The organism is Undibacterium sp. RuTC16W (assembly GCF_049339445.1).
Lineage (GTDB): Bacteria > Pseudomonadota > Gammaproteobacteria > Burkholderiales > Burkholderiaceae_D > Undibacterium.
This window is the reverse complement of the sequence record NZ_JBMPPE010000132.1, coordinates 1-279: the sequence shown is the minus strand read 5'-3', so window position 1 is coordinate 279 and position 279 is coordinate 1. Positions and strand designations below refer to the sequence as shown.

The window sequence follows — 279 nt, the reverse complement described above, 5'->3', positions numbered from 1 at the left end:
CATCGCCGGCATGATTACGATTGGTTTGATCGGCCTCGCCATCGACGTCGGCATGAACAAGCTGAATAACTACCTGCTGCGCTGGCACCGGGGATTGGAAAACTGATGACGCACATCCTCGTATCGCAAGTAAACAAGGTGTTCCAGACCGTCGAACGCGAAGTGGTGGCGCTCAAGGACATCAACCTTGAAATCCCGCAGGGGCAGTTCGTCTGCCTGCTCGGGCCATCCGGCTGCGGCAAATCGACCTTGCTAAACGCGGTGGCCGGCTTTGCGCCG

At 58.1% G+C, this 279-nt stretch carries 1 protein-coding gene and 1 pseudogene; both read left to right on the top strand.

Annotated features, from left to right (window positions below; genetic code table 11):
* Positions 1 to 106, top strand: a pseudogene (locus tag ACO0K4_RS19815) (ABC transporter permease); the annotation flags it as partial.
* On the top strand, positions 106 to 279 hold a 174-nt coding region (locus ACO0K4_RS19810; protein ID WP_422958364.1), incomplete at its 3' end, for an ATP-binding cassette domain-containing protein. The pseudogene ACO0K4_RS19815 and the gene ACO0K4_RS19810, both read left to right, overlap by 1 nt.